Annotated in this window: 16 protein-coding genes and 1 riboswitch; of the genes, 7 read left to right on the forward strand and 9 right to left on the reverse strand. The window is 73.2% G+C overall.

The genetic code is table 11. From position 1 onward, the window contains the following. The first annotated feature begins 350 nt into the window (after positions 1-350). The gene (locus RBH18_RS34465) at positions 351-1,286 is read left to right on the forward strand and encodes a glycosyltransferase family 2 protein (protein WP_306214677.1); all 936 of its coding nucleotides are present in this window, start codon (positions 351-353) and stop codon (positions 1,284-1,286) included. Continuing rightward, the gene (locus RBH18_RS34470; RefSeq protein WP_306214678.1) at positions 1,279-2,439 is read left to right on the forward strand and encodes a glycosyltransferase; all 1,161 of its coding nucleotides are present in this window, start codon (positions 1,279-1,281) and stop codon (positions 2,437-2,439) included. Before RBH18_RS34465 ends, RBH18_RS34470 begins: the two co-directional genes overlap by 8 nt. On the opposite strand, the gene RBH18_RS34475 is transcribed toward RBH18_RS34470, so the two are convergent. Next, positions 2,354-3,763, reverse strand: coding sequence for an SAM-dependent methyltransferase (locus RBH18_RS34475; RefSeq protein ID WP_306214679.1), 1,410 nt, complete (start codon positions 3,761-3,763; stop codon positions 2,354-2,356). The genes RBH18_RS34470 and RBH18_RS34475 overlap by 86 nt on opposite strands. 104 nt (positions 3,764-3,867) lie before the next feature. Then, positions 3,868-4,680: a hypothetical protein gene (locus RBH18_RS34480; RefSeq protein ID WP_306214692.1), complete on the reverse strand. Its 813-nt coding sequence runs from the start codon at positions 4,678-4,680 to the stop codon at positions 3,868-3,870. A gap of 268 nt (positions 4,681-4,948) precedes the next feature. On the opposite strand from RBH18_RS34480, the gene RBH18_RS34485 reads away from it, so the two are divergent. Continuing rightward, positions 4,949-5,266, forward strand: a complete 318-nt coding sequence (locus RBH18_RS34485; RefSeq protein WP_306214680.1) for an STAS domain-containing protein — start codon at positions 4,949-4,951, stop codon at positions 5,264-5,266. Between the two features lie 91 nt (positions 5,267-5,357). On the opposite strand, the gene eno is transcribed toward RBH18_RS34485, so the two are convergent. Beyond that, positions 5,358-6,638 (reverse strand): phosphopyruvate hydratase, encoded by a 1,281-nt coding sequence (gene eno, locus RBH18_RS34490; RefSeq protein ID WP_306214681.1) that lies wholly within the window; start codon positions 6,636-6,638, stop codon positions 5,358-5,360. Between the two features lie 316 nt (positions 6,639-6,954). Beyond that, positions 6,955-7,602 (reverse strand): response regulator transcription factor, encoded by a 648-nt coding sequence (locus tag RBH18_RS34495; protein ID WP_306214682.1) that lies wholly within the window; start codon positions 7,600-7,602, stop codon positions 6,955-6,957. A 321-nt stretch (positions 7,603-7,923) separates the two neighbouring features. On the opposite strand from RBH18_RS34495, the gene RBH18_RS34500 reads away from it, so the two are divergent. Together RBH18_RS34500 and RBH18_RS34505 are read left to right on the forward strand one after the other, a co-directional pair. Continuing rightward, positions 7,924-8,871, forward strand: a complete 948-nt coding sequence (locus RBH18_RS34500; RefSeq protein WP_306214683.1) for an FAD binding domain-containing protein — start codon at positions 7,924-7,926, stop codon at positions 8,869-8,871. Next, the gene (locus RBH18_RS34505; protein WP_306214684.1) at positions 8,868-11,651 is read left to right on the forward strand and encodes a molybdopterin-dependent oxidoreductase; all 2,784 of its coding nucleotides are present in this window, start codon (positions 8,868-8,870) and stop codon (positions 11,649-11,651) included. The genes RBH18_RS34500 and RBH18_RS34505 overlap by 4 nt, the downstream gene beginning before the upstream one ends. On the opposite strand, the gene RBH18_RS34510 is transcribed toward RBH18_RS34505, so the two are convergent. Together RBH18_RS34510 and RBH18_RS34515 are read right to left on the reverse strand one after the other, a co-directional pair. Then, positions 11,645-13,006: a glycoside hydrolase family 43 protein gene (locus tag RBH18_RS34510; RefSeq protein WP_306214685.1), complete on the reverse strand. Its 1,362-nt coding sequence runs from the start codon at positions 13,004-13,006 to the stop codon at positions 11,645-11,647. The genes RBH18_RS34505 and RBH18_RS34510 overlap by 7 nt on opposite strands. A 37-nt stretch (positions 13,007-13,043) precedes the next feature. Further along, on the reverse strand, positions 13,044-13,904 hold the full coding sequence (locus tag RBH18_RS34515) for a family 43 glycosylhydrolase (protein ID WP_306214686.1): 861 nt from the start codon (positions 13,902-13,904) through the stop codon (positions 13,044-13,046). A 146-nt stretch (positions 13,905-14,050) separates the two neighbouring features. Between RBH18_RS34515 and RBH18_RS34520 the strand changes: the two genes are divergently transcribed. After that, a complete protein-coding gene (locus RBH18_RS34520) occupies positions 14,051-14,509 on the forward strand; it encodes a VOC family protein (RefSeq protein ID WP_306214687.1) in 459 nt (152 codons plus the stop codon). A 17-nt stretch (positions 14,510-14,526) separates the two neighbouring features. Here RBH18_RS34520 and metH read toward each other — a convergent pair whose 3' ends face one another. Continuing rightward, positions 14,527-18,105 carry a methionine synthase gene (metH, locus tag RBH18_RS34525; RefSeq protein WP_306214688.1) on the reverse strand — a complete coding sequence of 1,193 codons (3,579 nt, stop codon included), beginning with the start codon at positions 18,103-18,105 and terminating at the stop codon, positions 14,527-14,529. Between the two features lie 20 nt (positions 18,106-18,125). Further along, a riboswitch (S-adenosyl-L-homocysteine riboswitch) is annotated at positions 18,126-18,204 on the reverse strand. Positions 18,205-18,378: 174 nt separating this feature from the next. Between metH and RBH18_RS34530 the strand changes: the two genes are divergently transcribed. Then, positions 18,379-19,398 carry an MHYT domain-containing protein gene (locus RBH18_RS34530; protein ID WP_306214689.1) on the forward strand — a complete coding sequence of 340 codons (1,020 nt, stop codon included), beginning with the start codon at positions 18,379-18,381 and terminating at the stop codon, positions 19,396-19,398. A 21-nt stretch (positions 19,399-19,419) separates the two neighbouring features. Here RBH18_RS34530 and cydC read toward each other — a convergent pair whose 3' ends face one another. After that, positions 19,420-21,066 carry a thiol reductant ABC exporter subunit CydC gene (gene cydC / locus RBH18_RS34535; RefSeq protein ID WP_306214690.1) on the reverse strand — a complete coding sequence of 549 codons (1,647 nt, stop codon included), beginning with the start codon at positions 21,064-21,066 and terminating at the stop codon, positions 19,420-19,422. Beyond that, a partial coding sequence (locus tag RBH18_RS34540) for an ATP-binding cassette domain-containing protein (protein WP_306214691.1) occupies positions 21,063-21,332 on the reverse strand: 270 nt, incomplete at its 5' end. The genes RBH18_RS34540 and cydC, both read right to left, overlap by 4 nt.

The following is a 21,332-nucleotide window of genomic DNA, read 5'->3' on the forward strand; positions in this document are numbered from 1 at the left end:
GTCCCCGACCGGACCGCCCTTCACAGCCGCCGCCCCGCCCCTTATCCCCCGCCGGACCGGCCCCGCTCCCTCCTCGGACCACCCCGCCGCCCGCACCAAACCGCCCCGCTGCCGTCCGAGCTCGCCTCCCCACCGGGCCGCCCTTCACAGCCGCCACTCGCCGCCGCCCCTCGCCACCACCGGGTGCCGCCGCCGGTCGCCCGCTCGCTCGCCGGGAGGGGAAGCTCGTCGATGTCCCGCCGCGCCGGGGCACTCCGCCGGCCGCCCGGTGAACAGTTAGCTGTCCGCATCACCGGATGCCGCTCTTTGTTCAACCGAGCGTCGCCCGGCCGCCTTACCGTTCCCGCGTCATGGACACCCTTCCCGAGGTGAGCGTGGTCATCCCGACCCGCAACCGTCCCGAGCTGCTGACCCGCGCCGTCCGCAGCGTCCTCGCCCAGACCATCAAGGCGCTCGAGATCGTCGTGGTCGTCGACGGGCCCGACGAGAGCACCGCCAAGGCGCTGGCCGAGATCGGCGACCCGCGCGTCCGGGCGGTCTCGCTGCCGGAGAAGGGCGGCGCCCCGAACGCCCGTAACCAGGGCATCGCCGCGGCCCGGGCCCCGTGGACGGCCATGCTGGACGACGACGACGAGTGGCTGCCCGGCAAGCTGGCGATCCAGCTCGGGATGGCCAAGCAGTCCGCCGCCGAGGTGCCGATCGTGGCGACGCGCCTGCTCAACCGCACGCCGCGCGCCGAGTTCGTGATGCCGCGCCGGCTGCCGGCCGAGGGCGAGCACCTCAGCGAGTACTTCACCGTGCGCAAGGGCCTGTTCCACGGCGAAGGGTTCATCCAGACGTCGACGATCATGGCGCCGACCGAGCTGTGGCGGCAGGTGCCCTTCCGGGTCGGCCTGCGCCGGCAGCAGGAGCTGGACTGGACGCTGCGCGCGATCAAGGTCCCCGGGACCGCGCTCGTGATGTCCGACAACGCGCTGGTCATCTGGCACCAGGACGAGGACCGCGAGCGGATCAGCCTGGAGATGCCGTGGGAGGAGCAGCTCGCGTGGCTGCGCGAGTCGCGGGACCTGTTCACCCCGCGGGCGTACGCGGCGTTCATCCTCAGCGTCCTCAGCTCGATGGCGGCGACCAGCCGGGACACGCGCGTCTTCCGTGAGCTGCTGCGCGAGGCCCGCGAGCACGGCGACCCCGGCGCCATCGACTACGTGACGCACATGCAGATCTGGGCGCTGCCACCGCACGTCCGGGCCGCCCTGCGCGACAAGGTGCTGGGTCTCCGTGGCTGAGCGGGTCGTCGTCTGGCGCACCGCGATGCTGCCCGGCTCGGAGACTTTCGTCCGCTCCCAGGCCGACGCCATGACGCGCTGGGAGCCCCACTTCCTCGGTGCCCTGCGCATCGACTCGCCGCTCGCGCGCGAGGACGACACCGTCGTCTTCCCGCCGGGCTTCCTGCGCCTGCGGCTGACCGGGCGGTCGCCCCGGCTGCGGGCGGCGCTCACGAGGCTCGACCCGGGCATCGTCCACGCCCACTTCGGCGGCGACGGCTGGATGATCAGCGCCGAGGCCGCCCGTCTGCGGGTGCCGCTCGTCGTGACGCTGCACGGCCACGACGTCACCCGGCAGCCGGACTCGCCCGGGCTCAAGGGGCTGCGGCACCGGCGCAACCTGCGGGCCGTCTTCGCCCGGGCGGCCCTGCTCCTCGCGGTCTCCGAACCGGTCCGCCGGCGCGCCCTGGACTGGGGCGCGGACCCCGGCAAGGTCGTCGTCCACCACACCGGCGTCGCCCTGCCCGCCGACGTGCCCGAGGAGCCGAAGCTCTGGGACATCGTCTTCGTCGGCCGGCTCGTCGAGAAGAAGGGACTCGACGACCTGCTCGCCGCCGCGGCCACGCTCTCCGACCTGGCGCCGCGCATCCTCGTCGTCGGCGACGGTCCCCTGGGGCCCGCGCTGCGCGAGCAGGCGGCCGCGCTACGCCTCGACGTCACCTTCGCCGGAGCGCTGGACCACGACGCCGCCGCTCGCAGCATGGCCGCCGCCCGCGTCTTCGCGTCGCCCTCCCGCACGGCGGCCGACGGCGACTCGGAGGGTCTGCCGACCACGCTGCTGGAGGCGCAGGCCCGCGGCATCCCCGTCGTGTCGACGGTCCACAGCGGCATCCCGGAGGCCGCCCGGCACGAGGTCACCGGCCTGCTGGGCCCCGAGGGCGACCGCCGGGCGCTGGCCCACCACCTGCGCAGCCTGCTGACCGACGAGCAGCTGCGCCACCGGCTCGGCCGCCAGGCGCGCGCCCACGTCGAGGCCGACTTCGACATCGTCCGGCAGACCGCGCTCCTGGAGGACCGGTACGACGACCTCACGTCCGCCGCCTCAGCACCCGCCGGGCGGCCCGGACGCCGCCCACGAACGCCTGCCCCGCCCGCGCCGGGCCCGAGCCGCTGAGCAGCTCGACCGTCCGCCGCACCTGACGCACCTCCGCCTCCCGGGCGTTCAGCTCCTCCTCGAAGAAGGCAGCCTGCGCCCGGGCCTCGGCCAGCTCCCCGATGAGGCGATCACGCTCGGCGATCAGCTCGACGACGGCCACGGCACGGTCGGCCGGGACGCCCTCCGCCTCTCCGCCCGGCGCCGGCCTCGTAGCCTCCCCATCGGCATCCGAGCCGCCGGTCATGCTTTCGAGCATCGTCGCCAGCTCGGCGGCGCTCCGCACTCCCGGCCACGGATGTGGGAACCCGCCCCGGAAGAACCGCGCGGCAAGGTCGGCCACGGCAGCACCGCGGGCGCCCGCCGGGACGAGCGGCACCAGCTCGCCCGACGCAGCCACGATCACCTGACCCGCCGGCACCCCGGCGGCCCCGCCGTGGCACCACTGCCCGAGCAGCTCACGCACCCGGGGAAGGTCGCGCCGACCGGCCGCGCGCACCAGCACGCTCTCGAGCGTCGGCCCCGCCGGGCCGGGCCCCGCGCCGACCGTCACCTCGGGCAGACCGGCCTCGTCGTCCGAGGCGACCACGACCCACGCCGGCGCTGCCTCCACACCCAGGCCCTGCCGCAGGAAGCCGACCGCGACCGTTGCGGGGTCGGCCAGGACAACCCCCCTGCCCTGGTACGCCCGGTCGAGCGCAGCCTCCACCACGCCGCCCCCGGCCGACTCGTCGACCGCCACCTGGGCGTCGCGAAGCCCCGGATAGATCCCGTACGCCCGCGTGGCAGCACCCGCGACCGCGCGGACGTGCCGCAGCCCGACCGGCCGGGTCTCGTCCGGAACAGGCGTCCACTCGCCGTCGTCGAGGGGCTGTGGCCACGCGATCTGCCGGTGGAACCCGCCCAGGTTCGCCACGCCGAGCACGAGGCGACCGCCGGGCCGCAGCACCGCGTGCAGCGCGTCGAAGGTCTCCGCCCAGGTCAGCTCGTCGTGCTCGGCCGTGCCGAGGCATTCGAGGCCGGCCAGCGCGACGATCGTGTCGAACGGCGCCTCGCCGCCGAGCTTGGCCACGCTGCCGCACAGCACCGTGAGGTCGCCGCGGCCAGCCAGCAGCTCGGCGTCCGGCACCCCCCGGACCAGCACCGTGGCCCCGGGAACGAGATCGAGCAGCGCCGGGTCGTGCGGCCCGGCGATCAGCGTACGGCCGCGCGCGGCGCCGAGGAAGGACCGGGCGACCGGCCCCCGGACCGGCCCCGGGCCGTGCTCGCCGTCCAGATCCGACCAGTTCAGCATCTCGCCGCCGAGAAGCCGAACCTCGCCGGACCCACCCTGCCGCTGCGTCACCGCTGCTTCCTCCTGCCGAAGATCAAGACTTCACGCGTACGGGCCGTCCCCGCCACGTCGACGAACGTGCACACCGGCCGGACCGCTGTCCCGGCCTCAGAGGTTCAGTGCCACCGGAAGAGCTGACGGAGCTCGGCCGGCGGCGCCAGCCGGTCCGCGCCCAGCTCCTCGACGGCGGCCGCCCGGGCCGGCGCCAGGTCGATCTGCTCGCCGTGCAGCTCGGCCCACTGCCGCCGGATGCGCGCCTGCCCGCCGTGCGTCGGGTCCTCGTTCTCCAGCGTCATCGGATCGCCGTAGACCGCGGGCTCGCAGCCGGCCAGGATGCCGTACCAGACGGCGCTGCTCAGCCTGTTCGACGCGACCCGGCGGTGCCGCCGCAGCTCCGCGAGCTGGCCCTCGAGGAACGCGGCGTCGCCCAGCTGCCGGGCATCGCCGCGATAGCCGTGACAGATCACCCGGAAGCCCGCGTCCTCGTAGCGCCGGCGGACGGCCGGAGTCTTGAACTCCTGCCAGTAGAGGCAGACCGTGACCGGGCCCGGCTCGGTGCCGCGGATCTGCTGGATCAGGCGGTCGTGGTCGCCCCGGACGTGCTGGCCCTCCCAGCCGTGGAACGGGTACCAGATGGTGCCCTCCCGCGGCGCGTCGGCGGGCGCGGGGTCGAGCAGCATCAGATAGGCCAGCGGCGCGCCCACGACATACGTGTGGCGCCGCCCCAGCGACCAGGCCCGGCGGCGTGTGCGCTCCGACCAGAGGAAGAGCGGCACCCCGGCGACCCATTCGTGGTCGCCCGCCATCCCGTCGCCGATGTTCCAGCCGTGCTGGAGATATCCGTGGATCCGCGGCGGCAGCTCATCGGGCACGCCGCAATAGCGCGCCAGGACAGCCGAGTGGCCGTAGTAGTCGTTGGCCCGGTGCACCGCGGAATTCTCGCCCAGCCGCGCCCGGCGCCGCCACGGCCGCTCCGAGTGTTCCACCACGCGTCGCCGGCCGGTCGTCTGCTCTTTCCCCGCAAGGGCACCGTGCTCACGGGCAGCATCCGACCTCTCGCACATTGCAGCGAAACCCGTCGCCCGGACACCCTGGCACGACCATTTCGGGCTCGTTTCGGTGACTGATGTCGACCGTGGCGGGTGATCGTGGATACCCTGACGCCGAGACACGCCGGACATACCGGAAGGTGTATTGATGTCTGACGCCGTGCAGGTCGAGAGCCGCCCCGACGGGGACCTGGTCATCCAGCCGCACGGGGCCGTCGGCCCCGACGCCGCCGAGGAGTTGCGCCGCCTGCTGGTGCACGCCGTCCGGCGCACGCGGCCGTCGCGCCTGGTCCTGGATCTCGGTGACGTCTCGCACCTCGACTCGATCAATGTCGGCACGCTGGCCGCCACGTGCACCATCTGCGACCACCACCGGGTCGAAATCCTGCTGGACAACACTCCCGCCTTTCTCGCAGGGCGGCTCACCGCCGCCGGGATACCGCGACAACTCATCCGCCAGCCCTGAGCTGCGGCGCGCCCCACGGGTCACCGCAGACCCAGGACCGCCCTCACCGCAGGCCGAGGACCGCGCCCTCACCGCAGGCCGAGGACCGCCCTCACCGGGCCAGCGCCAGGGCAGTGCCCGCATAGCGAGCCTGCTCGCCCAGCTCCTCCTCGATGCGCAACAGCTGGTTGTACTTCGCGGTCCGCTCGGACCTCGACAGCGACCCGGTCTTGATCTGCCCGCACCCCACCGCCACCGCGAGGTCGGCGATGGTCGTGTCCTCGGTCTCCCCCGAGCGGTGCGACATGACCGCGGACCAGCCGGCCTCCAGCGCGACGCGGGTGGTCTCGAGCGCCTCCGTGAGCGTGCCGATCTGGTTGAGCTTGACGAGGACCGCGTTGGCGTAGCCGCCCGTTATGCCCGCGCGCACCCGCTCCGCGTCGGTGCAGAAGACGTCGTCGCCGACCAGTTGCAGCCGGTCGCCCGCCGCCTGGGTCAGCCGGGCCCACCCGACGAGGTCGTCCTGGGCCATCGGGTCCTCGAGGGAGGCCACCGGGTAGCGGTCGCAGAGGTCCAGCAGATAGCTGACCTGCTCCCCGGCCGTGCGCTTGCGGCCCTCTCCCGCATAGTCGTAGACCCCGTCGCGGTAGAACTCCGAGCTGGCCGGATCGAGGCACACGGTGAAGTCGGCGCCGGGCTCGTAGCCGGCCGCCTCGATCGCGGCCACCAGCAGGTCGAGAGCCTCCTCCGCGCTCGTCAGCTGCGGCGCGAACCCGCCCTCGTCGCCGACGGCGGTGCTGTGGCCGGCCGCCGCGAGCCGCTTGCGCAGCGTGTGGAAGACCTCGGCGCCCATGCGCAGCCCCTCGGCGAACGAGGGGGCGCCGACCGGCGCGATCATGAACTCCTGCATGTCGAGCGCATTGCTCGCGTGGGCGCCGCCGTTGATGACATTGATCATGGGCACGGGCAGCACCCGGGCGGTCACCCCGCCGACGTACCGGTAGAGCGGCTGGTCATGGGCCGCCGCCGCCGCGCGGGCCACCGCCAGGGACACGCCGAGGATCGCGTTCGCCCCCAGGCGGCTCTTGCCCGGAGTGCCGTCCAGCAGCAGCATCGTCTCGTCGACCCCGGCCTGGTCCTCGGCCGTCAGCCCGCCCACCGCCGCGGCGAGCGGACCGTTGACCGCCTCCACCGCGCGGCGCACGCCGAGCCCGTGGAAGCGGGACCGGTCGCCGTCGCGGGACTCGACGGCCTCGTGGCGGCCCGTCGACGCCCCGGACGGCACGGCGGCGCGGCCCCGTGAGCCGTCCGCAAGCACGACGTCGACCTCCACGGTCGGGTTGCCGCGGCTGTCCAGGATCTGGCGCGCTGTCACGGTTTCGATGACGGTCATGGCGGGCTCCTCGTGGTCGGCACGGTGCGGATGGGCCGGAAGTCTTGCACCTCCGGAAGATCCACTTCGCGTTGTCCACAGGCGACCCTCGTCACGTTGACCCGTCCCCAGGGGGTGGGTCTACCGTTCCGGCCATCCGAGCGCACCGGCAGGCACTCCGGCCGATCGTCAGCGCTTCTTCCACTATGCCCTGACCAGCAGAAGGAGGCGGGTCATGACCCGACGACCACACCCCATCCTCCCCCCGTACGCCTCCGTGGCCGGCCGGGTTCTCAGGCGGCTGCTGTCCCTCCTCGCCCGGATCGCCGGCCCGGCGTCACGGCTGCACGACGAGGCGGAAGCCCACGCCCCGGCGGTTCTCGATCCAAGCCGGGTCACCCAGTTTGCGACGCAGGCTCGCGACGTGGAAATCGAGGGTCTTGCCCGGTCCCGTGAAGGACGGCCCCCAGATGGTGTCGACGATGTGCCGGCGCGGGACGACGGCGCCCGGCTGCTCGGTGAGCAGGTGCAGGAGGTCGTACTCCTTGGGGCTCAGCGGGATCGGGATCTTGTGCAGCCGCACCTCACGGGTGCGGGTGTCGACGCTCAGCGGGCCGTGCCGGCGCACCGGGTCGGCGCCGGCCGGGCGCGACCGCCCCTCGACCGCTCGCATGCGCGCCACCAGCTCCCCGACGCTGAACGGCTTCGGCAGGTAGTCGTCGGCGCCGGCAGCCCGGTCCCGGCCCCCGTCCTCGCGCGCCGTGAGCATGATCAGCGGCACGGATCCGGCCTGTCGCAGCCGGCGGCACACCTCGGCACCGTCGATGTCCGGCAGCCCGGGCGCCAGCAGCACCATGTCGGTGCGCGGGGCCGCGAGCGCGGCGGCGCCGGTGGCGACGTGCTCGGTGACGATGCCGTAGCGGGCCAGCCCGTCGACCAGCGGTTCGGCGATGGACGCGTCGTCCTCTACCAGCAAGACCCTCATGCGCCACAGTACGGATCTCCCGCCCCGCGCGGTTCAGTCACGCGGCGTCACCACTCGCAGTTCCCGGTCCGCTACAGCACGGCGTCCCCGTCACGACCGGCAGCCCCACGAGCGGGACGTTTACAGTTCGCGGGCCTGAAACACACGGCGCGTAACGTAGCGTGTTTCCGTCAGGATCTCGATGCGGAGAGTGCGGACCGCCGCCCGCCGGCAGCCCGCACCCCCGCCCGGGAGCTGCGGAAACGGCGGCTGCCCTCCGGAAGCACGCGGCGGCCGCCGAGCCGGGAGCCGGGGCAAGTCGCGAAGGCAGGGAGCACGCGCGTGGATCTGCACACGGTCGTCGAGGTGGTCAGCCCGGCCGGTCCCGGGCAGTGGCGGCCCGGGGACGCCTGGCTGGCCGGTGGCACAGCCCTGTTCTCGGAGCCTCGTCCCGAGGTGACCCGGCTGCTCGACCTCGCCACCGCCGGATGGACGCCGATCAGCGTGGGCGCCGGCGGCATGGAGATCGCGGCCACCTGCACCGTGGCCGATCTGGCGGCCTTCCAGGGGGCTCCGGGCTTCACGGCCTTCCACGGACTGGCGACGGCGTGCTGTCACGCCTTCCTCGCCTCGTTCAAGATCTGGAACGTCGCGACCGTCGGCGGCAACCTGTGCGCGGCTCTGCCCGCCGGGCCGATGATCGCGCTCACCGCCGCCCTCGACGGGGAGTGCCTGATCCTCGGGCCCGCCGGCGAGCGCCGTGTCCCGGTGGCCGGCTTCGTCACGGGCGACGGCACCACGGTGCTGCGCGACGGGGAGCTGCTGCGCTCCATCACACTGCCCGCGCGGTCCCTCACCGGGCGAACAGCGCACCGGCAGGGCTCACTGTTCCGGCACGGACGGTCGGCGGTGCTGCTCGCGGGGCGCGTCACGCAGGCCGGGTCCGCCGCGCCACCGCACCCCGGCGCGTCGCCGGATCGAACCGGCCACACCGCCGCGGACACGCGCGACGGCAACGGCTCTGCGGCGGCGGCCACGACGACCGGGTGGCCGGCAGGAACAGGACCCGGCGCCGGCGGGGACAATCTCGTGCTCACGGTGACGGCGGCCACGGTGCGGCCCTACCAGCTGCGCTTCGACGGGATCCCCGATCAGGGAACGCTGCGCACCGCCTTGGAGGCGGCGATCCCGGACGACGCCTGGACGGACGACGTGCATGGGCTGCCAGAGTGGCGCCGGCACCTCACCTTCCGGTACGCCGAGGAGATCCGGCGGGAGCTGGCGGCATGATCGGCCACGAGGACACGACCGGTACCACCCGCCACGGCGCGCCGGCCGGGATGGTGGTCAACGGGGCGGTGCACGAGCGGGCGCCGCAGCCGGGACAGTGCCTGCGGACGTACCTGCGGGAGGAGGGCTGGTTCGGCGTCAAGAAGGGCTGTGACACCGGCGACTGCGGTGCCTGCACCGTTCATGTCGACGGCCGTCCGGTGCACAGCTGTCTGTACCCGGCCTTCCGGGCCCACGGCAGGCAGGTGACCACCATCGAGGGGCTGGCGGCGACACAGGAGTCCGCGGAGGACGCCGACGGGCTGCACCCGGTGCAGCGGCGATTCCTGGAGGCGCAGGGGTTCCAGTGCGGCTTCTGCACGGCGGGGCTCATCATGACCGCCGCGGCGCTCACCGAGCAGCAGGGCGCCGATCTGCCGCGGGCGTTGAAGGGAAACCTGTGCCGGTGCACGGGGTACAGGGCCGTGGCCGATGCGGTCGCGGGCGTGCGGAACGTCGACGAGCCCCGGGCCGGCGCAGCCGTCGGCGCGAACCTGGGCGCCCCGGCCGGGCCGGAGGTCGTGACGGGGACGGCGCGGTACACGTTCGACCTCGACATGCCCGGGGCGCTGCATCTCAAGGTGCTGCGCTCGCCGCACGCGCACGCCCGGGTTCTGGAGGTGGACACGGCCGAGGCTCTGGCCGTACCCGGCGTGCGGTTGGTGTTGACGCATGCCGACGCGCCGCAGCGGCACTTCTCGACCGCCCGGCACGAGGATCCCCGGGAGGACCCGGCCGACACGCGGGTGCTCGACGACGTGGTCCGGTTCGTGGGCCAGCGGGTCGCCGCCGTCGTCGCCGACACGGAGGGCGCGGCGGAGGAGGGGTGCCGGCGGCTGCGGGTGACGTACGAGGTGCTGCCCGCGGTCGTCGAGCCGGAGGCGGCGATGCTGCCCGGCGCTCCCCTGCTGCACGCCGACAAGAACCCCGCCGAGCACCGCATCGCCCGGCCGGACGGCAACGTCATCGGCGAGCTGCACGACGAGCTCGGGTCCGTCGCCGCGGGCTTCGAGGAGGCCGACGTGGTCTACGAGGAGACGTTCCGCACCGGGCGGGTGCAGCACGCCAGCCTCGAGACGCACGGGGCGCTCGGGTGGCTGGACGAGGCGGGCCGGCTCACCATCAGGTCCAGCAGCCAGACGCCGTTCCTGACCCGGCGGGCGCTCGCCGACCTCTACGACCTGAGCCCGGACGACGTGCGCGTGCTGACCGGGCGCGTGGGCGGCGGCTTCGGCGGCAAGCAGGAGATGCTGGTCGAGGACCTCGTGGCCCTCGCGGTGCGGCGGCTCGGCAGACCCGTCAAGCACGAGTACACACGCGCCGAGCAGTTCACCTCCGCCACGACGCGGCACCCCTTCAGCGTCCGGATGCGGGCCGGCGCACGCCGCGACGGTATCTTGACCGCGCTGGAGCTGCGGGTGGTGGTCGATACCGGCGCGTACGGGAACCACGGGACGTCGGTCATGTTCCACGGCTGCCACGAATCGCTCGCCGTGTACCGCTGCGCGAACAAGAAGGTCGACGCGTTCACGGTGTACACGAACACGGTGCCCGCCGGGGCGTTCCGCGGATACGGGCTGGGGCAGGTCACGTTCGCGGTGGAGTCGGTGCTGGACGAGCTGGCACGGCAGCTGGGCATGGACCCGGTGACGCTGCGCGAGCGGAACGTCGTCCGGCCGGGCGAGGCGATGACGGCGCCGGGCTCGCACGCCGACGATCTGACCATCGCCAGCTACGGCCTCGACCAGTGCCTCGACGCGATCCGGGCAGCCGCCGGCTCCGCGGAAACCGTCGCGCCGCACAGAGACGGGAGCACGCCGGAGGGCTGGCTCGTCGGGGAGGGCATGGCCATAGCGATGATCGCGGCCGGGCCGCCCGGTGGGCACTTCGCCGACGCGACGGTGTCGCTGCGGCCGGACGGGCGCTACGAGATCGCGGTGGGGACGGCGGAGTTCGGGAACGGCAGCACCACGGTGCACGCGCAGATCGTGGCGGACGAGCTGGGGACGACTCCGGATCGCGTCGTCGTGCGGCAGTCGGACACGGACGTGGTCGGGCACGACACCGGCGCGTTCGCCTCGACGGGCGTGGTGGTGGCCGGGCAGGCGGTGCTGCGGGCGGCCCAGGCGTTGCGCGTCCGGCTGCTGGCGGCCACGGGCGGGCAGGACCTGGGCCCGGACCACGTGAGCCGGGCCGACGGGAGCACAGTGCCGCTGACCGCGGTCGCGGCGTCGGACGGGCCGGTGCGAGGCGAGGGGCATTGGACCGGGACGCCGCGGTCGGTGGCGTTCAACGCTCAGTGGTTCCGGGTGGCGGTGGATCCCGGCACCGGCGAGGTGCGGATCCTGCGGAGCGTGCACAGCGCCGATGCCGGGCGGGTGCTCAATCCGCTGCAGTGCCGGGGGCAGATCGAGGGCGGCGTGGCGCAGGCGCTCGGGTCGGCACTGACCGAGCGGATGCTGCTCGGGCCGGACGGGGCGGTCACGACGGCCGGGTTCCGGCAGTACCACCTGCCGAGCTTCGCCGACGTGCCGCGCACCGAGGTGGTGTTCGCCGAGACGGACGACGCGATCGGGCCGTTGGGGGCGAAGTCGATGAGCGAGAGCCCGTACAACCCGGTCGCGCCCGCGCTGGCCAATGCCTTGCGGGACGCGACCGGGGTGCGGTTCACCGAGCTGCCGTTCACCCGTGACCGGGTGTGGCGGGCGTTGCGTGACGCCGGGGCCGGACGATGTCAGTAGCCCACGCGGAAGGTGGCGTCCTGCTTCTCGGTGGCGGTGCTGACCGGGTCGATCCGCAGCACGTAGTTGGCGTGGCGCAGGTAGCGGTCCGGGAAGTTGAACGACTGGAAGGAGGCCCAGGACGAGTCGGCGAGACCGGCCACCCGGCGGAAGGTGGCGTCGGCGTTGAAGGTGGCGGTGCCGTCGGGGGCGCTCAGGACGACGGCGTAGTTGGAGTGCCGCAGGTACATCGAGGGGTAGTTCACCGAGCGGAACGACACGGCGGACGAGTCGGCGAGACCGGGGACCAGGGTCCAGAGCTGGTCCTGGTACGGGTCGAAGGGGTAGGCGTCGATGCGGCCCACGTTGTCGGCGTGCCGGACGTAGCGGTCCGGGAAGTTGTAGGACTTGAGGCGGTTCCAGGCCGAAGCGCCGTAGCGGGACAGCAGGGCCGCCATCTCGGCGCTGGTGATCGGGGTCAGGCCGGGGTGCTTGGAGTTGAGGGGCTGCGTGTAGGCGCGGTCGTTGAGCAGCGTCCACGCCCCGCCCGGGAGGCTGGTGGACTGCCAGCAGAAGAACCGGCCGTTGGGACTCCACGTGTCGCCCCACATCCACCAGACGTCGGCGGTGTTCGACTTGACGATGTTCGGGGCCTCGACGCCGCGGCCCGGGCCGATCGCCGACGTGTAGATGCCGAAGCTGCCCGGGTTGAAGGTCGACGACCGCGTACCGAGGAGGGTGCTGTTGGTGTTGTTCTTGTAGTACATGTAGTTGACGCCGCCGACCGTGACGAAGGAGCCGTCGATCGCGTCGTAGCCGGGGTCGAAGAAAGTCTGCGGGGCCGAAGCGGTCCGGAAGTCGCTCGTCCAGTTGACCATCAGCACGTTGTGCCCGCCGACCACGGCCGAGTAGACGACGGCGTACTGGCCGCGGGCGGGATCCCAGACGGCCTCGGGCGCCCACGCGTGGGTGGCCAGCGAGTGCACCTTCAGCAGCCGGTAACCGGTGAAGGTGCGCAGGTCGGCCGAGTCCCACACGTGCAGGTACTGGCTCTGGTACGCCCAGTCGGTGCCATTGAGATCGGTGGCCAGCACGACGAAGGTGCCGTCCTGCTTGCGCAGCAGGAACGGGTCGCGCAGGCCACCGCTGCCGAGCGTCGGCGTGGCGACCGGGTTGTTCTGGTTGAGCGGCGTCCAGTTGAGCCCGTCCGCGCTGACCGCCAGGTGCAGCCTGTAGCTGGCCGCGCTCATCGTCGGCGACTCGGTGAAGTAGGCCATCGCATAGCCGCCGTAGGTCGCCGCCGAGGCCCGGCCCGCCGGCATCACAAGTCCCGCGGACAGGCCCGCGCCGGCCGCCAGCACAGTACGCCGCTTCATGACACCATCACCGGGAAAGAGGTTGCGGGAGACACGGTCACTTGGCCACCGCCGTTCCATGGCGGCAGCCGGAGCAGCCGACCGCCGACAGGCCGGTCCACGTGTTCAGGTCGGACGACGTGGCCGTCCACAGGCCGCCGTTCGTGTACTTGTCGACATAGATCCGCCAGGACCCGTCGTCGAGGCGCACGAGGGACGGCCCCTCGTACCCCGAGCTCCACAGCGTCCCGCGGTTCACCCAGCCCTCGTAGAGGTTCGCGGTCGTCGTCCAGTGCTCGATGTACTTGGTCGTCTCGTTCTTCGTGAACGCGTGCCACGTGCTGCCCGACTTCACGACGAACGTGTCGATGTGGTTCGTGCCCAGGCCCCACATCTGCGCCGGCCCGCTCCACGAGGTGAGCGCGGTGTTCTGGGCGGTGTAGACGTACGGCCGGAAGCACTCCGAGCACGTCGTCGCCGCGACCGACGCGATGAGCCGCACGGTCCCGCCCTCGACGTAGAACTCGGGGGCCCACGTGAACTTCGTGTTCGCGATGCCCGAGTTGACCGACGCCACGTGCGTCCACGACGTGAGGTTGGTGGAGGAGGCGATGTTGAAGGAGGTCGAGTTCGTGGTCCAGGACTGCACGGTGTACGCGATGTAGTAGCGCCCGTTGTACTTCAGGATGCTCGGATCGCGCAGCACCCCGCTGGGCCCGCGATAGTTCGTGTCGGCCAGCACGCTGTAGCTCGTGCCGCCGTTCGTCGACTGGTAGACCCACAACTCCTGGTCGGCCGCGCCGTCGCCCTTGAACGTCGTGTAGACGAGCGTGGTCGCCGCCAGCGCCGGAGGGGGTGCCGCCAGGCCGCCCACCAGGACGGCGAGCAGAACGGTCAGGATGCTGCGCCAATGCCGCATACGGGCCTCCACCGAGAATGTGATCGTTAACAACATGCGCCGTGTTACCAACTGACGGCGAAGAGGTTTCCCGATGGTTGCGCTCACATCGATGACTGTCAAGATGTGAGCACTGGAGAGGAGGGCCGGTCGGCTACTGTCGCCCGATGACCGAGCAGACGAATCCCGCACGGCACGTCCGGCAGCTGCGGCTCGTGGTGGAGGCGGAGGACTACGCCGAAGCCGTGGCGTTCTACCGCGACGTGCTGGGCCTGCCCGAGCAGGCCGCGTTCGCCGGCGAGGGGGACGCGCAGGTCGTCATCCTCGACGCGGGCCGCGCGACCCTGGAGATCGCCAACCCGGCGCAGAAGCGGATGATCGACGACGTCGAGGTGGGCCGCCCGGTGGCACGCCACATCAGGGTGGCGTTCGAGGTCGACGACACCGCCGCGCGCACCGCCGAGGCAGTGGACGCGGGCGCCACGCAGCTCGCCCCGCCGACGGTCACCCCGTGGCGGTCACTGAACGCCCGGCTGGAGGCGCCGGCCGGCCTGCAGATCACCCTCTTCGAGGAGCTGGGCCCGGAGCACGCAGCGGCCGCCGGGGAACCCCGGCGACCGCTGTAGAGAGCTGAGGAGCAGGATCAGCGCGGCTCGTACGCCAAATTGGGCCGCAGCCACCGCTCCACATCGGCCACGGACATCCCCCGCCGCGCGGCGTAGTCCTCGATCTGGTCACGCCCGAGCCGCCCCACGGTGAAGTACCGCGACGCCGGGTGCGCGAAGATCAGCCCGCTGACGGCGGCCGCCGGCGTCATCGCGTAGGACTCGGTCAGCCCGATGTCGAGCGAGGCCGTCTCCAGCAGCTCGAACAGGTCCTTCTTCTCGCTGTGGTCGGGCGACGCCGGATAGCCGAGCGCCGGCCGGATGCCCCGGAACCGCTCGGCGTGCAGGTCCGCCAGCGCGGGCTGCGCCTCCGGCTCGAACCACTCGCGCCGCACCCGCAGGTGGATCCACTCGGCGAAGGCCTCGGCGAGCCGGTCGGCGAGCGCCTTGACCATGATGGCCCGGTAGTCGTCCTGCTCCGCCTCGTACTTCGCGGCCAGCTCGTCGGCGCCGTGGATCGACACCGCGAACCCGCCGAGGTGGTCGCCGGCCGGCGCGATGTAGTCGGCGAGGCACCGGTTGGCCCGGCCCGCCGGCTTCTCGGTCTGCTGCCGCAGCATCGGGAAGCGGACCCCGCCGTCGAGCACGATGTCGTCGCCCTCCGAGTGCGCGGGCCAGAAGGCGTACGCCCCCCGGGCCGTGAACGCGTCGGCGGCGATGATCTCGTCGAGCAGCGCCTGCGCGTCGTCCCACAGCTCCCGCGCGACCGGCTGCTCCAGGATCGCCGGGAACTTGCCCTTGAGCTCCCACGCCAGGAACAGGAACTGCCAGTCGACCATCTCGCGCAGCTCGGCGATCGACGGCGACACCTCGCGGCGACCGGTGAAGACCGGCGTCGGCAGCTCGGAGAAGTCGACCTCCTCCTTGTTCGCGCGCGCGTCGGCCAGGGTCAGCAGGGCCTGCGAGCGCCTGTTCTCGTGCTGCTCGCGCAGGCGCTGCTGCTCGGCGCGGTTGTCCGTGTCGAGCGCCGCCGCGCGGCCCGGGTCGAGCAGGTTCGACACCACGCCGACCACGCGGGAGGCGTCGAGGACGTGCACCGTCGAGCCCTCGTACGCGGGCGCGATCCGGACGGCGGTGTGCTGCTTGGAGGTCGTCGCCCCGCCGATGAGCAGCGGCAGCGTCATGCCCCGGCGCTGCATCTCGGCACCGACCGCGACCATCTCGTCCAGCGACGGGGTGATCAGGCCGGAGAGGCCGATCGCGTCGGCGCCCTCGGCGATCGCGGTGTCGAGGATCTTCGCCGCGGGCACCATGACGCCCAGGTCCACGACCTCGTAGTTGTTGCAGCCCAGCACCACGCCGACGATGTTCTTGCCGATGTCGTGGACGTCGCCCTTGACCGTGGCGAGCACGACCTTGCCCTGGCCGCGGCCGGAGGCCTTCTCCTTCTCCATGAAGGGCTCCAGGTACGCCACCGAGCGCTTCATCACGCGCGCGCTCTTCACGACCTGGGGCAGGAACATCTTGCCCGAGCCGAAGAGGTCGCCGACGACCTTCATGCCGTCCATCAGGGGGCCCTCGATGACGTCGAGCGGCCGGTCGAGCAGCTGCCGCGCCTCCTCGGTGTCCTCCTCGACGAAGTCGACGATGCCGTGCACCAGCGCGTACGAGAGGCGCTCGGCGACCGGCCCCTCGCGCCACGACAGGTCGACGGCGCGCTTGGTGCCCGACCCGGTGACCGTGGAGGCGAAGGTCACCAGCCGGTCGGTCGCGTCCTCGCGCCGGTCGAAGATGACGTCCTCGACCAGCTCCAGCAGGTCCGCCGGGATGTCCGCGTAGACGGCGAGCTGCCCGGCGTTGACGATGCCCATGTCCAGCCCCGCCTTGGTGGCGTGGAACAGGAACGCGGAGTGCATGGCCTCGCGCACGACGTCGTTGCCCCGGAAGGCGAAGGACAGGTTCGAGATGCCCCCGGAGGTACGGGCACCGGGGCACCGCTCCTTGATCCGCGGCAGCGCGTCGATGAACGCCTTCGCGTACCCGTTGTGCTCGGCGATGCCCGTGGCGACCGCCAGCACGTTCGGGTCGAAGATGATGTCCTCCGGCGCGAACCCCGAGGCGACGAGCAGGTCGTACGCCCGCCCGCAGATCTCGACCTTGCGATCGGCGGTGTCGGCCTGCCCCTGCTCGTCGAAGGCCATGACCACGACGCCGGCGCCGTAGTCGCGCACGCGAGCGGCCTGCTCGAGGAAGGGGCCCTCGCCCTCCTTGAGGGAGATCGAGTTGACGACGCCCTTGCCCTGCACGCACTTGAGGCCGGCCTCGAGCACGCTCCACTTGGAGCTGTCGATCATCACCGGGATGCGGGCGACCTCGGGCTCGGTGGCGATCAGGTTGAGGAAGGTGGTCATCGCCCGCTCGCTGTCGAGCAGGTCGGCGTCCATGTTGACGTCGAGCAGGTTGGCGCCGCCGCGCACCTGCTCGAGGGCCACGTCGACGGCGGCCTGGTAGTCGTCGGCCTCGATGAGCCGGCGGAACTTGGCCGAGCCGGTGACGTTGGTCCGCTCGCCGATCATGACGAAGCCGGTGTCGGGCCCGATCTCGAACGGCTCGAGGCCGCTGAACCGGGTGGCGTCCGGCACGGTGGCGACCGGGCGCGGCGCGAGACCGCGGACCGTGGCGGCGATCTGCGCGATGTGCGCCGGGGACGTGCCGCAGCAGCCGCCGACGATGTTGACGAAGCCGGAGGTCGCGAACTCGCCGACCAGGGCCGCGGTCTGGTCGGGCGTCTCGTCGTAGCCGCCGAAGGCGTTGGGCAGGCCCGCGTTGGGGTGCGACGCCACGTAGGTGTTCGACAGCTTGGCGAGCTCCGCCACGTGCGGGCGCATCTCGGCGGCGCCGAGCGAGCAGTTGACGCCGACGACCAGCGGCTGGGCGCGCTCGATCGAGCGCCAGAACGCCGCGACGGTCTGCCCGGACAGCGTGCGCCCGGACAGGTCGACGATCGTCACCGAGATCCACAGCGGCAGCTCGGGCGCCACCTCGCGCGCCGCGGCGATGGCGGCCTTGGCGTTGAGCGTGTCGAAGATCGTCTCGATCAGCAGCAGGTCGACGCCGCCCTCCTTGAGGGCGCTGATCTGCTCGGCGTACGTGGCCTTGACCTGGTCGAACGTCACCGCCCGGTACGCCGGGTCGTCGACGCGCGGCGACAGCGACAGCGTGACGTTGAGCGGGCCGACCGAGCCCGCGACGAACTTGCCGCCGGCCTCGTCGGCGGCCTGCCGGGCGAGCTGGGCGGCGCGCACGTTCATGTCGCGCACCAGGTGCTCGAGCCCGTAGTCGGCCTGGCCGATGCTGGTGGCGGTGAAGGTGTTGGTGGTCGTGATGTCGGCGCCGGCCGCCAGGTACTGCCGGTGGACGTCGAGGATGAGGTCCGGGCGGGTCAGGGCGAGCAGGTCGGGGTCGCCGGTGACGTCCTTGGGGTGGTCGGCGGGGATCAGCTCGTTGCGGTAGTCGGACGGGCTGAGCTTGGCGCCCTGCAGCATGGTGCCCCATGCGCCGTCGAGGACCAGGATGCGCTCGGCCATCAGCGAGCGCAGCGAGTCGGTTACGGACACACGACCACCTCCGGGTAGCGAACTCGGAGGCGCCCTTGGTCGGTGTGACAAGCCAAACCGAGCGTGGCGGGTTTCCCCGTTGCAGCGCCCCTCGGTCTGGCGTTCAAGACTACCGCAAGGCGGTCACCACGGTCCGGCCCCGGCCCGCCGCTTCGGCCCACCGCCCCTCCCCCAAACGGCCCGATCTTCCGCGATGTCGCCCCGCACCGGTACGGAATGCCTGCTCAGCGTGCAGGATGCTGCCCGGGACGATTTACCTGGGGGATGCAGGCCATGGAAATCCATCACTTCGAGCAGGGCTGGGTGACGCCCGTCCTCAGCTACGCGCTGTCGGTGCTCGGCTCGGCGCTCGGCCTCGTGTGCGCCATCCGCCTGCGGTCCGCGCCCGGCAGCGGCGCCCGCGCCTGGTGGCTCTCCCTGTCGGCGGTCGCGATCGGCGGCACCGGCATCTGGGCCATGCACTTCGTCGCCATGATGGGCTTCAGCGTGGTCGGCACCTCCATCCGGTACGACGTCGGCCTCACCGCCGCCAGCGCGCTGCTCGCCGTCGTCGCGGTCGGCGCCGGCATGGCGGTCGCCTTCGGCGGAGCCACCGTACGCGCGGCCCGCCTCGTCACCGGCGGCATCCTCGCCGGCCTGGGCGTCGCCGCCATGCACTACCTCGGCATGGCGGGCATGCACCTCAACGCCCACATCTCGTACGGAATCCCCCGCGTGGCCGCCTCGATCGCCATCGCCGTGGTCGCCGCCACCGTGGCCCTCTGGCTCGCCGCCCGGGTCCACCGCCCGCTGGCCGTGGTCGGCGCCGCCCTGATCATGGGCATCGCGGTCAACGGCATGCACTTCACCGGCATGTCCGCCATGACCGCCCGCCACGACGCGGCCACCGGCGTCCCGCGGGGCGCCACCGCCTCCTCGCTGCTCGTCCCGATCGGCGTCGCGGTCGTCTTCGCCCTGCTGGCCCTCTGCTACGCCCTGATGGCCGCCCCGACCGAGGAGGACCGCGCCGCGGCCGCCTACCTGGCCGCCCGCCGCGAGGAGTCGGCCGCCCGCCGCGCCGCGGCCACCCCGAACGCGGCCCCGCTGTCCGCGGGCCTGCTGGCCGCCCAGCACCGCGCGACCGACCCGCGAGCGGCGCACACCCGCACGACCGACCCGCGCGCCGCGCAGCCCGGCGCGGCCGGACCGCAGCACCCCGCGATCCCGCAGCAGGGCGGCCACGTCGCCAAGCAGCGCAACTCCGCCCTCGGCAGCGCGGACTGGACCTACCGCAACCGCGCCGACCAGCAATAGGCGCGGCGACGACGGCCGCAGCTAGACGGCCACGGGTACCGGCGTTCCGCTCCGGCCGAGGCGGACGACGGCGTCCACCCCGGCGAGGTCGTCCTCCCGGTGCGTGATGAGCAGGACGGTCCGGTCGCCGGCCGCGGCGAGCAGGTCGCGGGTCAGGGCGCGGGCGGTCTCGTCGTCCAGGTGCTCGGCCGGCTCGTCGAGGATCAGCACCCGGGCGCCGGTCAGCAGCGCCCGGGCCAGCGCCAGCCGCCGGCGCTGGCCGCCCGACAGCTGTGCGCCGTGCTCCCCCACCGGCGTGGCCAGCCCCTCGGGCAGCGACGACACCCAGTCCAGCAGGCGCGCCTGCCGCAGGGCGTCCCGCAACGCGGCGTCGGTGGCGTCCGGCCGGCCGATCCGCAGGTTCGCGGCGATCGTCGTGTCGAAGAGGTACGCGTCCTCGGGCAGCCACACCACCGCCCGGCGCACCTCGGCGGGGTCCAGCTCCCGCAGGTCGCACCCGTTGAGCAGCACCCGCCCGGCCACCGGGTCCAGGAAGCGCACCAGCAGCGCCGCCACCGTCGACTTGCCCGAGCCGCTCGGCCCGACCAGGGCCGTCCGGCTGCCCGGCGCCAGGGTCAGCGACAGGTCCGACAGCACGATCCGGCCCGGCACCCAGGAAGACGCCACGTCCCGCAGCTCCACGGTCACCGGCCCGCCCGGGACAGCCGCGCCGCCGGACAGCACCGGCACCGGCGCAGCCAGGACTTCGGCGAGGCGCCGCAGACCCGCCCGGGCCCCGGCGAAATGCTGGGCGGCCGCGGGCAACGTCCCCGCGATCTCGAACACCGCCAGCGGCGTCAGCACCACCACCGCCAGCAGCTCCCCCGGCAGATCGCCGGCGCGCACCGCGAAGGCACCGGCGACGAGCCCGGCCAGCACGCTGACGCCCGTGCACAGGGCGGTCACGGCGGCCGAGACGCCCGTGGTGGCCGACGAGCGCAGGGCGGCCCGGCGCAGCCGCTCGTCCACGTCGTCCAGGAGGGCGAGCTGGCGCCCCACAGCCCCGTACGCGAGGAGGTCGGCCCGGCCCTGCACCAGGTCGGCGGTGAGCGTGGCGAGCTCCCCGCGCAGCGGCGCGAGCCGACCGTCGGCCCGGCGGGCGGCCGCGGCCTGCACCAGCGGCACGGCCACCGCCACGACGATCAGCGCGACGGCCAGGACCGCGCCGGCGACCGGCAGCAGCGTTCCCACCACGAGCACTGCCGCGACGCCCACGACCACCGCCACCGCGTACGGCAGCAGCACCCGGGTCACCAGATCCAGCACCGCGTCCACGTCCGCGGCGAGGCGCTGGGCGAGGTCGGCGCGCCGGAAGCGGGCCAGTCCGGCCGGGGCGAGCCGCTCGAGGTGGGCGTACAGGCGGACGCGCAGGGCGCCCTGCACCCGGAACGCGGCGTCGTGGCCGATCAGCCGCTCGAGGTAGCGGAACACGCCCCGCCCGAGCCCGAACGCGCGCACCGCGACGATGGCCACCATCAGGTGCAGCACCGGAGGGTGCAGGGCGGCCCGCGAGACGAGCCACGCCGAGACGGCCATGAGCCCGACGCCCGACCCGGCGGCCGCGATCCCGGCCAGCACGGCGACAACCAACCGGCCCGCAGCCGGTCGCAGCACGGAGACGATGGTCATGCGGTCACCAGGTCCAGGGAGATCGCGCGGTCGGCGAGGGCGATGAGTTCCGGCCGGTGCGCGGCGATGAGGACCGTACGCCCGGCGCTGAGCCGCCGGATCGCGGCCATGACCCCGGCGGCGGTGGCGGCATCCAGGTTGGCGGTCGGCTCGTCCAGCAGGACGACGGGTGCATCCCGCGCGAACGCCCGGGCGAGCGCGACCCGCTGCCGCTGCCCCGCCGACAGCCCCGCCCCGCCGTCCCCCACCACGGTGTCGAGGCCGAA

This window comes from Actinoplanes oryzae (assembly GCF_030757795.1).
Lineage (GTDB): Bacteria > Actinomycetota > Actinomycetes > Mycobacteriales > Micromonosporaceae > Actinoplanes.